This window comes from Microbacterium sp. ProA8 (assembly GCF_039905635.1).
Lineage (GTDB): Bacteria > Actinomycetota > Actinomycetes > Actinomycetales > Microbacteriaceae > Microbacterium > Microbacterium chionoecetis.
On sequence record NZ_CP157000.1, the window covers coordinates 2,700,562 to 2,715,866 of the forward strand.

Sequence of the window (15,305 nt, forward strand, 5' to 3'; positions counted from 1 at the left end):
AAGGCCAGAGCTCCATGATACTTCGTCATCGAACTATTCGATGATGAGAGTTTTACCATCTGGTGTTTCATTCACTTGAATTTCATGGTCCAATAGGACCCCGGCGTCCTCACCGCGGCGCCGGAGGCAGAGAAGGGCGAGTCGTGATGGTCCAGACCGGGGCTTCCGAACCAGCAGAGGGCAGACGACCTGACGTCGCCGGCATCCTCGAGCATCTCCGCCTCGCCGAGGCGAAACTCACGCGCCAGCGCGAACAGCAGAGCGGGATGACCGAGACCGACCGGGCCGCGATGCGGTACCTGCTCGAGCGCGATGACTCAGAAGAGGTCACGCCGGGGAGGATCGCACGCGCGCTGCACCTCTCCCCCGCCTCGGGCACGGCGCTCATCGATCGCCTGGTGGCACGCGGACTCGTGGTCGTGCACGGGCACCCCAATGACCGCCGCAAGAAGCTCGTGCGGCCCCTCGACGGCGACCTCGACCTCGACCACCTCGACCCGCTCACGGTGCGGCTGCGCTCGATCGCCGCGAAGCTCACATCCGGCGACGCGCGGATCGTGGCGACGTTCCTCGAGGACGTGCTCGCGAGCGTCACGCACGCGACGGCACCGTCGCACTGACCGCCGGGTCGTCGATGCCTGTCGCAGGACGGACGGCACCGGACGCTCGAGACGGCGTCGTAGGCTGAGGCAGATGCGCGAGATCGGCAGAGGAGTGGCCCACCTGGGGCGCGGCTTCGCCTACTGGCGGCGCCGCCCCGGTCTGATGATGCTCGGGCTGCTGCCCGCGGCGATCGTCGGGGCTCTGTTCCTGGCCGGGCTGATCGCCCTGAGCGCCTCGCTGCCCGGACTCACGGACGCCATGACGCCCTTCGCCGACGGTTGGCCGAGCCTCTGGGCGACGGTCTTCCGCATCGCCGTCGGCACGGCCCTGCTGGGCGCCGCGCTCGTGCTGGTGGTCGTGACCTTCACCGCCGTGACGCTGCTCGTCGGCGACCCCTTCTATGAGCGCATCTGGAGAGCCGTGGAGACGGATGCCGGTGCCGCGCCTCCCGATGCGCGCTATGGTTTCTGGCGCTCGGTCTTCGACGGACTGTCACTCATCGGCCGCGGACTGGGGGTGGCGCTGCTCGCCGCGCTCATCGGGCTGGTGCCGGTCGTGGGCGGCGCGCTCAGCGCGGTGTTCGGCGTGGCGCTCACCGGATGGCTGGTGGCAGACGAGCTCACGTCGCGGGCCTTCACGGCGCGGGGGATGGCCCGGTCCGAGCGTCACCGGCTGATGCGCCGCCACCGCGGTCGCGTGCTGGGCTTCGGCGTGGCCACGCAGCTCACCTTCCTGGTGCCGCTGGGCGCGGTCGTCACGATGCCGGCGGCGGTGGCGGGTGCGGCGCTGCTGGCGCGGTCGATGCTCGACACGGGTACCGGGCAGGCGGAGCCACCCCGCGGGAACGATCCGAGGCTCGGCATCCCTCGGACGTGATCGCGGATCGACCGCCACCGCGGCGCCGCGCCCACAGTCAGCACCCATGTGCGCGGTGCTAGCTTGGCTCCGCACGACGAGCGGAGGACCACGTGGGCGACGACCCTGATCTCGGGCTCGTGCTCGGCGGCGGCGGCGCGTTCGGCGCCGCGCACGTGGGTGTCCTGCAGGTCCTCGCGGAGCGCGGCATCCGACCGGGCATCGTCACGGGAACCAGCTCGGGCGCCCTCGTCGGCGCCGCCTACGCCGCGGGCGTCGAGCAGGAGGCTCTCGACCGGGCTGCGCGCGAATTCCGCTGGGGCGCCATCGCACGCTGGTCGCTGGCTCCGCGATGGGGCCTGCTCGACACGACGGCCATCGTCGACGCGGTGTCGCGCACGTTGGGCGACGATCCGCTCATCGAGGAGCTGCCGCGACGATTCGCGGCTTTCGCCACCGATCTGCGGACGCGACGAGGCGTGATCATCGACACCGGTCCGCTCAGCTTCGCCCTGCGGGCGACCGTCGCCGTCCCCGGCCTGCTTCCGCCCGTGAGGCGAGGTCGCGAACTGCTGGCCGACGGCGGGATGATCGACAACGTGCCGGTCGCGGCCGCCCGGGAACTCGGCGCGTCCCGCGTCATCGTGGTGCGCCTGCACGCGAAATGGGAGAACGTGCGCATGATGCGCACCGTCACCCGCACGGCGGACCTCGTACAGGATCCGTCGGTCGTGCTCGTGCAGCCGGAGATGGAGGGGATGGCGCAGTGGACGATGTCCGACGTGCCGCGCCTCATCGGCGAGGGGCGCCGCGCCGCGATCTCGGCGCTGGACGACGCGGACTGGGAAGGGCGGAGCGTCGCGGCGTCGGATGACGGGCAGCCGGAGGCCCGCTGATCCCGGGCGGATGGGCGTCGGAGCGGCTCACATGCGCGCGTAGCGGGCACGCGCGAAGCAGAACAGTCCGTAGATGATGAGACCCGCCGCGACCACCCAGAGGATCACCGGCCCGAACGGCAGCTCGGCGAGCGCGTGGAGGGCGCCGTCCAGTCCGCCGGCCTTCTCAGGGTCGTTGGTGAAGGCCGCGACGATGAAGAGCACGCCGGTGACGGCGACGGCGACGCCCTTCGCGACGTAGCCGACCACCCCGAACGTCACGATGCCCTTGCGGACGGTGCCGGCCGGCAGATCCAGGTGCTTCTCGAACGCCCGGGTGAACCCGCGGACGACGAAGGCGATCCCGATGGCGAGCACGACGAGCCCGATCAGCACCAGCAGGATCATGCCGCCCGTGCTGGCCATCAGCTGCGCGCTGAGGCCCTGCGACGACTGGGACGAGTCGGACTGGCCTCCCACGGCGTACACCAGCGCGGTGAGGGCGATCGCGACGTAGACGATCGCGGTGCCGGCGAACTTGACCCGATGACCCCACTTCTTCTTGGCGTCCGCATCCCGAGCGAGAAAGGCCTCGGCGATCTGCCACGCGGCGAGCGCCACGAGCCCGATCACGATCGCCCAGAGCAGCGCCACGCCGGCGGGGGAATCCCGGATCATCTCCATCGCACCGCCCTGGTCGGCCTGGCCCCCACCGCCCGTCGCGACGGAGATCGCGATGATGCCGATCACGATGTGCAGCACACCCAGCACGACGTAGCCGATGCGGGCGATCGTACGGAAGGCGGGCGATTCCGTCGCGGTGCGTGCCGCGTTCTTGGCAGTGGTCATGGCGGAAGCGTATCGAGGTGCCGGCGCCGAAATTGGGGCTTGCAATCGGGCGCGATCCAGGCATCAGGCGGCCGACTACGACGACGACATCGTCCGCCGGATCCGGTAGGCCTGGACGGCACTCCACACCAGCGTGGCCACCGCCACGCCCTCCAGCATCCCGGCGACGACGTCGCTCAGCCAGTGCGCCTGCAGATAGGTCCGGCTCCACATCATGTAGAGCACCCAGATCGCGCCGAGGAGCCAGACGTACCAGCGCCGCAGCAGCAGACCGAGGGTGACCGCCATCGTCGTCGCGACCGCGGTATGGCCGGACGGGAACGACGTGGCGACGCTCTCGGCGAGCGAGTCGGCGGGCCGCACGCGCGCGATGATGGCGGCCATGGGCGCGCCGATCGCGACGACCACGATGATGGCGCCGGCAAGGGTCACGGCATCCCATCGCCTTCGCTGCCACAGGAAGACCGCGACGAGCAGGATGCCGATCACGATCATGCCGATCATGCCACCGGCGATCGCCGGCACCCATGCCGCGATGATGCCGACCTCGCTGACGGTCGCCACCATGAGGTCGTGCCACCACAGGTCGATCGGAAGCGGCTCATGCCCGCCGAGTGCCACGACGAAGCGCAGCACGACGAAGGCGACCGTCGCGACCACCCCCACGACGAGGACGACGGCCCGGTGCGGTTCGGGGTGCGGAAGCTGCTCGAGGGGCGGGGCCGCGTACGGCGCTGTCCCCTGACGTTCGTCGTCGGTCACCAGCCCATTGTGGGTGCACCGGGCCGGGCCGCCGTCGCACTTGCCCCAGGTCGCGCATCGGTGTAACGCGGGGCGGCCCATTGACGCCGTCCATCGCCACTGCTCTGATGAGCGCATGGAGGCGATCGTCGACGTCGACTACCTGGTGGTCGGCGCGGGAGCCATGGGGATGGCGTTCGTCGACGCCCTGACCGCCCACGCCGACGTCTCGGTCGCGATCGTCGACCGTCGCCACGGCGCCGGCGGCCACTGGCTCGACGCATACGGATTCGTGCGGCTGCACCAGGCCTCGGCGTTCTACGGCGTCGCGTCGACGCTGCTGGGCGGCGGGCGCGTGCAGTCCGACGGCCCCGAGCGCGGATTGCACGAACGCGCGCGTGCCGCCGAGGTCACGGAGTACTACGCGCGGGTGCTGACCCGCCTGACGGCGAACGGGCAGGTGGTGTTCCACGGGCGCTCCGAGTACCTGGGCGACCGCCGGTTCGCATCGCTCCTGAGCGGGCGACGGTACCGAGCGCCCCGTGCGCGGGTGGTGGATGCCGCGTATCTGTCGCCCGACATCCCCGCCCTCACTCCCCCGCCGTTCGCCGTCGACGACGGCGCCCGGGTCATCCCCGTGAACGACCTGGTCCGCATGTCGCGCGCCCCCGAGCACTACGTCATCGTGGGGGCGGGGAAGACCGCGACCGACACGTGCGTGTGGCTGCTGCAGAACGGCGTCTCGCCGAGCGCCATCACCTGGGTGCGCCCGCGCGACCCCTGGCTGCTCAATCGCGCCGTCGTGCAGCCCGACCCGCGGGTCTTCCTCGGCATGGCCGCGGACACGATGGCCGCGGCGGCGCAGGCGACGAGCCCCGACGACGTGTTCCTCCGGATGGAGGATGCCGGGATCATGCTCCGCATCGACCCGACGGTGACGCCGACCATGGCCAAGACCCCGACCCTTGCGACGTGGGAGCTCGACCTCGTCCGCACCATCGACGACGTCGTCCGCCGCGGCCACCTGCGCGCCGTCGCTCCCGGACGCCTGGTCTTCGCCGACGGTGAGGTGCGGGTCCCTCTCGACACGCTCGTCGTGCACTGCGCGGCCGAGGGCCTCAAATACCCGGGCCTGCGGCCGATCTGGACGCCGGCCGCGATCACCCCGCAGCCGGTCCGGGTGGGGTTCCCCTGCTTCGGGGCGGCGCTCGCGGGCTATGTGGAGGCCACGCGCGACGACGATGCCGACAAGAACCGCGTCTGCAAGCCGTCGCCGTATTCGAACACGCCCGCCGACTGGACCACCATGCAGGTGATCGGCGGGGATGCGTCGCTGGCGATGACGAGGGAGGCCGACCTGCGGGAGTGGTCGAACACCACGCCGCTCAACCCTGCCCGCATCCCCGCGGAGCTCACCGACGATCCGTCGGTGCTCGGCGCCCGCGACCGGTTGAAGCAGACCATCGGAGCCGGACGCGCGCGTCTCGCGGCGCTCGCGGACCTCGGGTGACGCCGCGGGATCCCTGTCAGTCGAAGACCGGGGTCTGGAAGCGGCGCTCGTAGCGGCGGATGCACTGCGTGTCACGCGCGAACTGGAAGGCCGCCACGCATTCCGGGTCGGTGCGGGAAGCGATGCGGTAGGCCTCGTAGTCCGCCATGGACGGGAAGGTGAACAGCGCGAAGGCCTCGTCGCTGTCGCCCTCGCCGGGCATGAAGTAGCCGTGGTGGGTGCCGCCGAGCCTGTTGACGAGCCGGATCCACTCCCGGCCGTACTGCGTGAACTCCTCGAGCTTGTCGGGGTCGATCTCGTAGCGCAGGTGGATGGTGATCATGGGTGTCCGTTCGTCCGTCGGGCCGGCAGTCGCGCCGTGGGCCGTCTTCGATTGTCGCCGACCGTGGGTCCCCGACTGTCGACGGGGCGGCCCATCGGCCGCGGCTGGCGGAATCGCGTCCACCTTTGGCAGGACGTCGCCCACCCTCTGCCGCGGTGCCGAGGGCGAACCGAACGCGGAGGGTCCTGATACCGCCGTATCCTGAAGACGCCGGCGACGGAAGGCCCTCTGTGAACATCACCCTGCTGCAACGGTTCGTCACCGTCGTCGCCGAAGACCTGCACTTCCCGCGCGCCGCGCAGGCGCTCGGCATCCCGCTCGCCGCGCTGTATTCGTCGATCGACAAGCTGGAGGCCGAGGTCGGACACCCGCTGATCGTCCGCGGCAAACCCAGCTGGTCGCTGACGCCGGCCGGGGTCCTGCTGCTCGAAGAGGCGCAGCGGCGGATCGCCGAGGCGCCCGTGTCCGCTCCGAAGCCGGCCGTGCCCGCCGGCGGCAAGGCCAAGGCCTCGAAGGGCAAGGGTCGGGCTCCGGCGGTGAAGGGCCAGCCGAAGCCGTTCAAGAAGCGCCAGGGCCGCTAGAGCGGTCGCCGTCCGGACGTCAGACGCGCGGCCGATGCGCGAATACTCGGCGCGGGCGCTGCGGGATGCCGCTCAGTCCCAGTCGAGGTAGTCCTCGATCGGCCACGCGGTGGCACCGACGTGGGTCACGGGGAACAGGTGCCCGGCGCCCTCGACGCGCGCGACACTCACGCGATCCGGTGCGGATGCCTGGAGCTCTTCGCCGTTCGACGGCGGGGTCATCCGGTCCTCGGTGCCCTGCACGACCAGCACCGGCACGGCCGGTGCGAGGGACGACCACTCGAGCTCGGGCGTCGCTTCCAGCGCGCTGCGCTGCATCGACTCGACTTCGGCATCGCGCGCCTGCGCAGGGATCTCCGACATATCGGATCCGAGCTCGTCCGTCGACTCGGCGCCTTCGACGCCGAGCAGCAGCACGCCGTTCACCCGTCCCGGGTGGTCGAGCGAGACCGCCCGCGCGACCGAGCCGCCGAACGCGTGGCCGCCGACCCAGGCGCTCGCGAGTCCGAGGTGCTCCATCACGTCGACGACGTCCTGGGCCAGATCGTGCATCGAGACCACCTGGTCGGCGGCGGCACGCGGATGACGCGGGCCGATGCGGACGACGTGGAAATCCTCCTCGGCCAGCGCGTGCGTGAGCGGACCCAGATAGCTGATGTTGAGGCCGCGCCCCGGAAGCAGCACGAGGGCGGGGCCGTTGGCCCGCTCGTCGACGTAGGGGATCGCACGGCCGTCGGGCTCGAAGATCTGGGTTTCAGCCAAGGTTCTGGGGTCCTCTCGCGTGCACGTTCGTGGGTTCGTCGCGCCCGGCCGGACGCGGTGGGGGCTTCAGACGTTGAAGCGGAACTCGACGACGTCGCCGTCCTGCATGACGTAGTCCTTGCCCTCGAGGCGGGCCTTGCCCTTCGAGCGCGCCTCCACGACCGAGCCGGTCGCCACGAGGTCGTCGAACGAGATGACTTCGGCCTTGATGAAGCCCTTCTCGAAGTCGGTGTGGATGACGCCCGCGGCCTGCGGAGCCTTCCAGCCCTTCCCGATCGTCCAGGCGCGGGCCTCCTTCGGCCCGGCGGTCAGGTACGTCTGCAGGCCGAGCGTGTCGAAGCCGATGCGCGCGAGCTGGTCGAGGCCCGACTCCTCCTGGCCGGTCGATGCCAGCAGCTCCGCCGCGTCCTCCGGGTCGAGGTCGATGAGCTCGGATTCGATCTTCGCGTCGAGGAAGACGGCATGGGCGGGCGCGACCAGCGCCTCGAGCTCCGCCTTGCGGGCGGCATCCGTCAGCACCGCCTCATCGACGTTGAAGACGAAGATGAACGGCTTCGCGGTCAAGAGGCCCAGCTCCTTGATCGGGGCGAGGTCGATTCCCGACGCCGACAGCAGGACGCCGCGCTCGAGGGCGTCCTTCGCCTCGACGGCCGTGGCGAGCACCGAGGGGTCGAGCTTGCGGCCCTTGACCTCCTTCTCGTACCGGGTGATCGCCTTCTCGAGCGTCTCGAGGTCGGCGAGCTGCAACTCGGCGTTGATGGTCTCCATGTCGCTCTTCGGGTTCACCGCGCCCTCGACGTGCACGACGTCGTCGTCGGCGAATCCCCGGACCACCTGGGCGATGGCGTCGGCCTCCCGGATGTTCGCGAGGAACTTGTTGCCGAGCCCCTCGCCTTCCGAGGCGCCGCGCACGATGCCGGCGATGTCGACGAACGACACCGCTGCGGGCAGGATGCGCTCGGAGTGGAAGATCTCCGCCAGCTTGTCGAGCCGAGGGTCGGGCAGGTTGACCACGCCGATGTTGGGCTCGATCGTGGCGAACGGGTAGTTCGCCGCGAGCACCTGGTTCTTGGTCAGCGCGTTGAAGAGGGTCGACTTGCCGACGTTCGGGAGTCCGACGATTCCGATGGTGAGAGCCACGGGCATCCAGTCTACGTGGGAGGGATGCCGCACCCTGCCCCGCCTGCACCGGAAGAGTCAGTCGGGGTCGACGCGCCAGCGCATGAGCACGTTGCCGCTCTCCTCCCACACCCGCGTCTCCAGCAGCTTGAGCGCGACCGGCGGTCGATCGTCGAACAGCGGGACCCCCGATCCGGCGATCAGCGGGAACGTCACCAGGTGCAGCTCGTCGACGAGTCCCGCGCGCATCAGGTCGTTCCACAGCACCCGGCCGAGCAGGATCAGGATGCCGCGTCCCTCGCGCTCCTTCAGCGCGGCGACTTCTGCGCGCGCCGCGGCGACGGGCACGATGCGGACGTTCTCGTAGGGAGCGACGTCGGCATCGGTGATCGTGTCCGAGACGACGATCTTCTCGACACCGAGGATGAGCTCGGCGAACTCGCGGCGGATGGCGGTCGCGGCGGGGTCCGCGCGCACGCTGGTCCAGTAGCCGAGGTTCCCGAGCGCCGAGCGGCGGCCGGCCAGCAGCAGGGTGTCGGAGTCCCGCAGGAGCGCCGTGGTGTAGTGGTCGAACGTGTCCGCACCGTGGTAATCGGGGTGCCAGTGCTCGAAGAACGAGACGATGTCGTGGTCGTCGTCCTCGTAACGGCCGTCGACGGTGACGAAGTTGCAGACGGTGAGAGTGCGCATCCGCGACACGGTACTCCGCCCCGAGGACACCCGAGGACCGCACCCGTTGCCCGGCCGTCGCCGCCGGACGATACTGACGCCATGGACGACTGCTGCGCACCGCAGACGCCTGACGGATACGAGCGCGAGTTCGACGCGCGGTTCGCACGCGGGCTCGCGCGTCGCTACCGCAACGAGGGGCTGACGCCCAGCGCGCAGCTGATCCTCTCGTTCGCGGCATCCATCGGCCTGGACGGCGCCTCCGTGCTCGAGATCGGCGGCGGCATCGGCGACATCCAGCTCGAAGCACTCAAGCGCGGCGCTGCCCACGCCACGAACGTCGAGCTGTCGTCGGCGTACGAGCCCGAGGCGGGTCGGCTGCTCGATGAGGCGGGACTCCGCGAACGCGTCACGCGTGTGCTGGGCGTCGACCTCGCGGGCACGCCGCAGGCCGTGGATCGGGCGGACATCGTCGTCCTGCATCGGGTCGTCTGCTGCTACCCCGATTACCGTCGGCTGCTCGGCGCCGCGGCCGGCCGAGGCAACCGCGCCGTGGTCTTCAGCCATCCGACGCACAGCCTCGGCATGCGCTTCGCCGCACGCATGATCAACGCGTGGTACACGCTGACGGGCAATCCGTACCGCGCGTTCGCGCACGCGCCCGATGCGATGGTCGACGTGCTGCGCGAACGCGGGTTCGAGCCCCGGTTCCGCGAGCGCAGAGGACCGTGGCACGTCGTGGGGACGGTTCGCATCTGACGACGCCGTCGGTGCCCGCACCCGCGGCGTCAGGGACGGATGCTGCGGTACGCGCGCGTGACGTACGGCAACGTGATCGTCTCGGCGCCGTCGCCCGCTCCGTGCGGCTCCGCGCGCCGCCGCTCGTCGAACAGGTCGCCGACGGCGGCGAGGATCCTGGCGCGCTCGGCGTCGGAAGCGGTGATGATGTAGCTCCGTGAGGCGACCATGTCGAGCAGGGCGGCACGGGAGAGCGAGCGGGTCCAGCTCCACGACCTCGCCTCGAGGCCGTCGAACGGCTGGGCGACCTGCGGCCCGTCGCCCGCGAGCATCTCCTCGGCGTGACTGCCGTGCATCGCGGCGGTGAGCCGCGCGACCCAGGGGTCGGACTCGTCGCGGATGTTCCACACGAGGCCGAGCACGCCGCCGGCGCGGAGCACGCGCCCGGCCTCCGCGGAGGCCGCGACCGGGTCGACCCAGTGCCACGCCTGTCCGAGCAGCACGGCGTCGACGGAGGCGTCGGGCAGCGGCATCCGCTCGCCCGTGCCCACGAAGGTGGGGATGCCGTGCACGTTGCCGCGCAGCGTGGCGAGCATGTCGGGGTCGGGATCGATCGCGACGACCTCGGCGCCCGCCTCGACGATCGTGCGGGTGAGCTTGCCGGTGCCGGCGCCCACGTCGGCGACGCGCAGCGCGCGGCCCTCGTCGCGCACGGGGGCGAGCATCCAGTCCACCGCTTCGCGGGGGTAGTCCGGCCTCCCCGACTCGTAGGCTCCGGCGGCGGACCCGAACGACAGCGACATCTCCTCGCGGCTGGCCATGATCCGACCCTATGCCGACACCCTCGTGCGGCGCGCCTTCCGTCGGCGCGGCCTGTGCCGGGTGAGTCTGGGGAGGTGCCATTGGACTTCACCGCGATCGACTTCGAGACGGCGAATTCCAGCAACGCCTCCGCCTGCGCCGTCGGCCTCGTGCGCGTGCGCGACGGCCGGGTCGTCGACAAGACGGGCTGGCTCATCCGCCCGCCCGCCGGTCACGACGTGTTCTTCGAGCTGAATGTGCGCATCCACGGCATCCAGCCCGAGGACGTCGCCGACGCCGCCCCATGGAGCCGGCAGCTCGCCGACATCATCGCCTTCGCGGGCGACGACATCCTGGTGGCGCACAACGCCGGCTTCGACATGGCCGTGCTCAAGCGCGCGTGCGACGCGACGGGCGACGACTGCCCCGCCTACCGCTACGCCTGCAGCCTGCAGGTCGCGCGCAAGGTCTACCGGCTCGAGTCGTACCGGCTGCCGTTCGTCGCGGCCGAGGCGGGCTTCGGGGACTTTCCGCACCACAACGCGACGGCCGACGCGCTCGCCTGCGCCCACGTCATGATCGACGCCGCGCGCCGCCTGGGCGCGGCGGACATCGAGGCGCTCACCGAGGCGGTCGGCGTGCGCGTGTCGCAGATCGCGATCACCCAGGCCCCCGCCGTCTCGTTCGCCGTCGCCTGAAGCCCCAGCGCGGTGCGAGCGTCATGTCGGAGGCCTCGGTCATTCTGAAGGCATGGACGCAGCAGTGATCGGTGTGGTGGTGATCGCCTGCATCGTCGTGGGTGCCGTGGCCGGATGGGCGGCAGGACTCGCGCGCGGTGCCGCCCGCGCGGCCCGAGAGCAGGCAGCACTCACGGCGCAGCTGGCGGGGTCTGAAGCCGCGCGTCAGGGCGTCCAGGCCCAGCTCGAGCACCAGCAGCTGCTGTACCGCGAGCTGGCGAGCCAGGCGCGCCATGACCAGGCGGCGCGGGAGGAGCGGGAGCGGCGCGAGCAGTCCGTGCTGCGGGCCCTCGCCCCCGTGCAGGAGACGCTCGCCGCGATGCACACCAAGGTCGACGACCTCGAGCGCGATCGGCACCTCCAGTTCGGCACGCTGGCCGAGCAGCTGCGCCGTGCGCAGGAGTCCGACGAGGCCCTGCGCGTGACGACCGAGTCGCTGGCGAGCGCCCTGCGCTCGGGCAGCACGCGCGGGGTCTGGGGCGAGACCCAGCTGCGCCGCGTCGTCGAGGCGGCCGGCCTCACCCGACATGTCGACTTCGACCTGCAGGCATCGATCACGACGGATGCCGGTGCAGGCCGCCCCGACATGGTCATCCGCCTGCCCGGCGACAAGGCCATCGCCGTCGACGCGAAGGTGCCGCTCGACGCGTTCCTCGAGGCCAGCGCGATCCCGCTGACCGCACAGGGGGCGGAAGCGGCGCGACGTCGCTCACTGCTCGACAAGCACGTCAAGGCGGTGCGCGCGCATGTCGACGCGCTCGCGCGCAAGACCTACTGGGCCGGCCTGTCGTCGAGCCCAGAGTTCGTGGTGTGCTTCCTTCCGAGCGAGTCGCTGCTGGCCGCCGCTCTCGAAGAGGATGCCTCGCTGCTCGACTACGCGTTCGGCAAGCGGGTCGCGCTGGCGTCGCCCGTGAACCTCTGGGCGGTGCTCAAGACGGTCGCCTACACCTGGACCCAGCAGGACGTGTCGCAAGAGGCCCGAGCCCTCTTCGACCTCGGCAACCAGCTGTACGAGCGACTCGGGTCGCTCGCCACGCACGCCGACGACCTGCGGCGCGCGATCGAGCGGACCGTCGACAGCTACAACCGCTTCGCCGGGTCGCTCGAGACCCGCGTGCTGGTGAGCGCGCGCAAGTTCCCCGGCATCGATGCGACGAAGCTCGACGCGGTGAGCGAACCCGCCACGATCGACAAGAGCCCGCGCCGGCTCACCGCGCCCGAACTGCTCGACGAGACCCTCGCCGGCATCGACGAGACCCCCGCACCGCCGACGGCGACCACGACGCCCACGGCGACCGCGGAACTCGGCGACGTGCGCGTGCGCATCGCCATGCCGAACGACTAGCGCCGGAGCTCAGGCGCCGCCCGGCACGAAGCTGAGGAGCACGATCACGGCGGCGGACACGCCGACGAAAGCGCCCACCATCCACCAGGCGCTGATCTCGTGGCCCTCGTCACGCCGGACGCGCAGCAGCACGTCGGGGCGACGAGCCGGATCGATCGCATTGGCGACCACCGCATGCGCGCCCGTCTGGGGCGACGACGGTTCAGCGGACTGCGCAGACATCGTCAACTCCTCGCGTCGGAAACACCATCATGTCTCCATCGACACCACAGTCGATTCTGCCAGAGTCGCCCGTGAACGGCGGTCACGAATCAGTCACAAGAGCATCATCTGCCACACCGGCCACAGCTGCCCCGCGGGACACGTCCTCAGATGCAGTCAGCTCACAGCCACTTCGAGACGAGGTGCTCCGACGAGATGCGCCGCAGCGTCCCCGACGCTCCACGCAGCACGACGCTCTCGGTGTACAGATAGCCGCCCTCGCGGCGCACACCGGCGACGAGCGCGCCGTCGGTCACCCCGGTCGCCACGAAGATGGTGTTGCTGCCCTTGACGAGTTCGTCGGCCTCGTACACGTATCCGTCGAGCCGCAGGCCGGCATCGACGCCGCGCTGCTTCTCGTCGTCGTCGCGCGGCCAGAGCCTGCCCTGGATGTGACCTCCGAGCGCCTTGATCGCACAAGCCGTCACAATGCCCTCGGGGCTGCCGCCGACGCCGACGCACATGTCGGTGCGCGCGTTGTGACGGGCGGCGTTGATCCCGCCGGCGACGTCGCCGTCGCTCATCAGGCGCGTGCCCGCCCCCGCTTCGCGGATCTCCTCGATGAGGCGCTCGTGGCGTGGGCGGTGCAGCACCGACACGACCAGCTCGTCGACGGGCTTGCCGAGCGCCTTGGCCAGCAGACGGATGTTCTCGCCGATCGGAAGGCGGATGTCGACCACTCCGACTCCGGCCGGGCCGGTGACGAGCTTGTCCATGTAGAAGACGCTGGAGGCGTCGAGCATCGTGCCGTGGTCCGAGACGGCGATGACCGACAGCGCGTTGTTGCGCCCGGCGGCCGTCAGCGAGGTGCCGTCGATCGGGTCGACCGCCACGTCGGCCTGAGGCCCGCGGCCGTTCCCGACCCGCTCGCCGTTGTACAGCATCGGGGCTTCGTCCTTCTCGCCCTCGCCGATGACGATGGTGCCGTCGAAGTTCACGGTGGTGAAGAACGCGCGCATCGCATCGACGGCGGCTCCGTCCGCCGCCTCCTTGGCTCCGCGGCCGATGAACGGCACAGCGCGGATCGCGGCGGCCTCGGTGGCCCTCACCAGCTCGAGTGCGAGGTTGCGGTCGGGATGGAGGGGACTCATGTCCGCGGTCAGACTCACCATGCTGGTCAGCCTAGCCAGGCGGCTGCCCGATTCCCCGGAATTTCACGCTTTCAGAAGTGAAGGAATCGCATTTCTTTCCGATGCTGCAGGGACGTGGATTTCCCGCGGCGGCGCAGCGCAGCGGCATCCGTGCGCGATCCGGCGCTTCGGTAGAGTTTGCAGTACGCCCGCAAGGATCGACAGCCTGGGGCCGACGCCCTTCCGCCGACGCCCTTCCGCCCGACACCCTTCGGCCGGCACTTTCAGCCGAAACCCTTCAGCCGACACGTTCAGCACAGCGAAGATCTAGGAGCACCCATGCCCGTCGCCACCCCGGAACAGTACGCCGACATGCTGGACCGCGCGAAGGCCGGTGGCTTCGCGTATCCCGCCATCAACGCCGCCAGCTCGCAGTCGGTCAACGCCGTCCTGCAGGGCCTCACCGAGGCCGGATCCGACGGCATCATCCAGGTCACCACCGGCGGCGCCGACTACTTCGCCGGCCACACCGTCAAGGCCCGCGCGACCGGCGCCCTCGCCTTCGCCGCCTACGTCCACGAGGTCGCCAAGAGCTACCCCATCACGGTCGCCCTCCACACCGACCACTGCCCCAAGCCGGCGCTCGAGGACTTCGTGCTGCCGCTCATCAAGGCATCGGAGCAGGTCGTCGCCGACGGCGGCAACCCCATCTTCCAGTCGCACATGTGGGACGGCTCGGCCGTGCCGCTCGCCGAGAACATCGAGATCGCGAAGGAGCTGCTCCCCCGCATCAAGGCGATCAACGCCATCCTCGAGGTAGAGATCGGCGTCGTCGGCGGCGAAGAGGACGGCGTCCAGCACGAGGGCTCGAACGAGGCTCTCTACACGACGACCGCCGACGTCTCGCAGGTCGTCGAAGCACTCGGCCTCGGCGACCAGGGCCGCTGGATCGCGGCCCTCACGTTCGGCAACGTGCACGGCGTCTACAAGCCCGGCAACGTGAAGCTGCGCCCCGAGCTGCTCGGCGAGATCCAGGAGGGCATCGCCGCGCAGTTCGGCACCGGCCCGAAGCCTCTCGACCTCGTCTTCCACGGCGGCAGCGGCTCGACCGACGAGGAGATCGCGCTGGCCGTGGCCAACGGCGTCGTGAAGATGAACATCGACACCGACACGCAGTACGCCTTCACCCGCTCGGTCGCCGGCTTCATGTTCCAGAACTACGACGGCGTGCTGAAGGTCGACGGCGAGGTGGGCAACAAGAAGGCCTACGACCCGCGTGCGTGGGGCAAGATCGCCGAGTCGGCGATGGCGGCCCGCGTCGTCGAGGCGACGCGGCAGCTCGGTTCGGCGGGCAAGAGCCTCGCCGCGTAACAGCCCACGCGGGCAGCGATGCCCGTGAACATCGGATGCCCCGGCACCCGCCCTGCGAGGGGCTGGGCGCCGGGGCATCCGCATCTCGTCGAGGCG

18 protein-coding genes are annotated in these 15,305 nt (G+C 70.6%); 9 read left to right on the forward strand and 9 right to left on the reverse strand.

What is annotated here, in order from left to right; all coding sequences use genetic code 11:
- Nucleotides 1-266: 266 nt before the first annotated feature.
- The 3 genes from ABG085_RS12070 (at nucleotide 267) to ABG085_RS12080 (ending at nucleotide 2,354) form a co-directional block, all read left to right on the forward strand.
- Nucleotides 267-620, forward strand: a complete 354-nt coding sequence (locus ABG085_RS12070) for a helix-turn-helix domain-containing protein (protein WP_347975980.1) — start codon at nucleotides 267-269, stop codon at nucleotides 618-620.
- A 73-nt stretch (nucleotides 621-693) separates the two neighbouring features.
- A complete protein-coding gene (locus tag ABG085_RS12075; RefSeq protein ID WP_347975981.1) occupies nucleotides 694-1,479 on the forward strand; it encodes an EI24 domain-containing protein in 786 nt (261 codons plus the stop codon).
- A gap of 92 nt (nucleotides 1,480-1,571) precedes the next feature.
- Complete coding sequence (locus ABG085_RS12080) at nucleotides 1,572-2,354, forward strand: patatin-like phospholipase family protein (protein WP_347975982.1); 783 nt, start codon at nucleotides 1,572-1,574, stop codon at nucleotides 2,352-2,354.
- Between the two features lie 27 nt (nucleotides 2,355-2,381).
- Here the strand turns inward: ABG085_RS12080 and ABG085_RS12085 are convergent, their stop codons facing one another.
- Together ABG085_RS12085 and ABG085_RS12090 are read right to left on the reverse strand one after the other, a co-directional pair.
- Entirely contained in the window at nucleotides 2,382-3,182 is an 801-nt protein-coding gene (locus ABG085_RS12085; RefSeq protein WP_347975983.1) for a DUF1206 domain-containing protein, read from the reverse strand.
- 75 nt (nucleotides 3,183-3,257) lie between these two features.
- Complete coding sequence (locus ABG085_RS12090) at nucleotides 3,258-3,944, reverse strand: phosphatase PAP2 family protein (RefSeq protein WP_347975984.1); 687 nt, start codon at nucleotides 3,942-3,944, stop codon at nucleotides 3,258-3,260.
- 115 nt (nucleotides 3,945-4,059) lie between these two features.
- Here ABG085_RS12090 and ABG085_RS12095 point away from each other — a divergent pair, with 115 nt between their 5' ends.
- Nucleotides 4,060-5,433, forward strand: coding sequence for an NAD(P)-binding protein (locus ABG085_RS12095; protein WP_347975985.1), 1,374 nt, complete (start codon nucleotides 4,060-4,062; stop codon nucleotides 5,431-5,433).
- A 16-nt stretch (nucleotides 5,434-5,449) separates the two neighbouring features.
- Here ABG085_RS12095 and ABG085_RS12100 read toward each other — a convergent pair whose 3' ends face one another.
- A complete protein-coding gene (locus tag ABG085_RS12100) occupies nucleotides 5,450-5,755 on the reverse strand; it encodes an NIPSNAP family protein (protein ID WP_347975986.1) in 306 nt (101 codons plus the stop codon).
- 230 nt (nucleotides 5,756-5,985) lie between these two features.
- Between ABG085_RS12100 and ABG085_RS12105 the strand changes: the two genes are divergently transcribed.
- On the forward strand, nucleotides 5,986-6,336 hold the full coding sequence (locus ABG085_RS12105; protein WP_347975987.1) for a LysR family transcriptional regulator: 351 nt from the start codon (nucleotides 5,986-5,988) through the stop codon (nucleotides 6,334-6,336).
- Between the two features lie 72 nt (nucleotides 6,337-6,408).
- On the opposite strand, the gene ABG085_RS12110 is transcribed toward ABG085_RS12105, so the two are convergent.
- The 3 genes from ABG085_RS12110 to ABG085_RS12120 all read right to left on the reverse strand — a co-directional run bounded on the left by ABG085_RS12110 (nucleotide 6,409) and on the right by ABG085_RS12120 (nucleotide 8,907).
- Nucleotides 6,409-7,098, reverse strand: coding sequence for an alpha/beta hydrolase (locus tag ABG085_RS12110; RefSeq protein ID WP_347975988.1), 690 nt, complete (start codon nucleotides 7,096-7,098; stop codon nucleotides 6,409-6,411).
- Between the two features lie 66 nt (nucleotides 7,099-7,164).
- Nucleotides 7,165-8,238, reverse strand: coding sequence for a redox-regulated ATPase YchF (gene ychF, locus ABG085_RS12115; protein ID WP_347975989.1), 1,074 nt, complete (start codon nucleotides 8,236-8,238; stop codon nucleotides 7,165-7,167).
- Between the two features lie 57 nt (nucleotides 8,239-8,295).
- Complete coding sequence (locus ABG085_RS12120) at nucleotides 8,296-8,907, reverse strand: dihydrofolate reductase family protein (RefSeq protein ID WP_347975990.1); 612 nt, start codon at nucleotides 8,905-8,907, stop codon at nucleotides 8,296-8,298.
- Between the two features lie 81 nt (nucleotides 8,908-8,988).
- Here ABG085_RS12120 and ABG085_RS12125 point away from each other — a divergent pair, with 81 nt between their 5' ends.
- On the forward strand, nucleotides 8,989-9,645 hold the full coding sequence (locus tag ABG085_RS12125) for a methyltransferase domain-containing protein (RefSeq protein ID WP_347975991.1): 657 nt from the start codon (nucleotides 8,989-8,991) through the stop codon (nucleotides 9,643-9,645).
- A gap of 29 nt (nucleotides 9,646-9,674) precedes the next feature.
- On the opposite strand, the gene ABG085_RS12130 is transcribed toward ABG085_RS12125, so the two are convergent.
- A complete protein-coding gene (locus tag ABG085_RS12130; protein ID WP_347975992.1) occupies nucleotides 9,675-10,445 on the reverse strand; it encodes a class I SAM-dependent methyltransferase in 771 nt (256 codons plus the stop codon).
- Nucleotides 10,446-10,520: 75 nt separating this feature from the next.
- On the opposite strand from ABG085_RS12130, the gene ABG085_RS12135 reads away from it, so the two are divergent.
- On the forward strand, nucleotides 10,521-11,123 hold the full coding sequence (locus ABG085_RS12135; RefSeq protein WP_347975993.1) for a 3'-5' exonuclease: 603 nt from the start codon (nucleotides 10,521-10,523) through the stop codon (nucleotides 11,121-11,123).
- A gap of 52 nt (nucleotides 11,124-11,175) precedes the next feature.
- Nucleotides 11,176-12,507 (forward strand): DNA recombination protein RmuC, encoded by a 1,332-nt coding sequence (locus ABG085_RS12140; protein WP_347975994.1) that lies wholly within the window; start codon nucleotides 11,176-11,178, stop codon nucleotides 12,505-12,507.
- A gap of 9 nt (nucleotides 12,508-12,516) precedes the next feature.
- Here the strand turns inward: ABG085_RS12140 and ABG085_RS12145 are convergent, their stop codons facing one another.
- Nucleotides 12,517-12,729 (reverse strand): UDP-N-acetylmuramyl pentapeptide phosphotransferase, encoded by a 213-nt coding sequence (locus tag ABG085_RS12145; protein ID WP_347975995.1) that lies wholly within the window; start codon nucleotides 12,727-12,729, stop codon nucleotides 12,517-12,519.
- A gap of 161 nt (nucleotides 12,730-12,890) precedes the next feature.
- Nucleotides 12,891-13,880 (reverse strand): class II fructose-bisphosphatase, encoded by a 990-nt coding sequence (gene glpX / locus ABG085_RS12150; RefSeq protein ID WP_347975996.1) that lies wholly within the window; start codon nucleotides 13,878-13,880, stop codon nucleotides 12,891-12,893.
- A 297-nt stretch (nucleotides 13,881-14,177) separates the two neighbouring features.
- Here glpX and fbaA point away from each other — a divergent pair, with 297 nt between their 5' ends.
- The gene (fbaA, locus tag ABG085_RS12155) at nucleotides 14,178-15,209 is read left to right on the forward strand and encodes a class II fructose-bisphosphate aldolase (protein ID WP_347975997.1); all 1,032 of its coding nucleotides are present in this window, start codon (nucleotides 14,178-14,180) and stop codon (nucleotides 15,207-15,209) included.
- The last annotated feature ends 96 nt before the right edge of the window (nucleotides 15,210-15,305 follow it).

Bases quoted from the DNA above. Each gene is read 5' to 3' on its own strand.
- ABG085_RS12070 (WP_347975980.1), top strand. From the start codon at position 267: ATGACCGAGACCGACCGGGCCGCGATGCGGTACCTGCTCGAGCGCGAT.
- ABG085_RS12075 (WP_347975981.1), top strand. From the start codon at position 694: ATGCGCGAGATCGGCAGAGGAGTGGCCCACCTGGGGCGCGGCTTCGCC.
- ABG085_RS12085 (WP_347975983.1), bottom strand. From the start codon at position 3,182: ATGACCACTGCCAAGAACGCGGCACGCACCGCGACGGAATCGCCCGCC.
- ABG085_RS12095 (WP_347975985.1), top strand. From the start codon at position 4,060: ATGGAGGCGATCGTCGACGTCGACTACCTGGTGGTCGGCGCGGGAGCC.
- ABG085_RS12100 (WP_347975986.1), bottom strand. From the start codon at position 5,755: ATGATCACCATCCACCTGCGCTACGAGATCGACCCCGACAAGCTCGAG.
- ABG085_RS12120 (WP_347975990.1), bottom strand. From the start codon at position 8,907: ATGCGCACTCTCACCGTCTGCAACTTCGTCACCGTCGACGGCCGTTAC.
- ABG085_RS12125 (WP_347975991.1), top strand. From the start codon at position 8,989: ATGGACGACTGCTGCGCACCGCAGACGCCTGACGGATACGAGCGCGAG.
- ABG085_RS12130 (WP_347975992.1), bottom strand. From the start codon at position 10,445: ATGGCCAGCCGCGAGGAGATGTCGCTGTCGTTCGGGTCCGCCGCCGGA.
- ABG085_RS12140 (WP_347975994.1), top strand. From the start codon at position 11,176: ATGGACGCAGCAGTGATCGGTGTGGTGGTGATCGCCTGCATCGTCGTG.
- ABG085_RS12145 (WP_347975995.1), bottom strand. From the start codon at position 12,729: ATGTCTGCGCAGTCCGCTGAACCGTCGTCGCCCCAGACGGGCGCGCAT.
- glpX (WP_347975996.1), bottom strand. From the start codon at position 13,880: ATGGTGAGTCTGACCGCGGACATGAGTCCCCTCCATCCCGACCGCAAC.
- fbaA (WP_347975997.1), top strand. From the start codon at position 14,178: ATGCCCGTCGCCACCCCGGAACAGTACGCCGACATGCTGGACCGCGCG.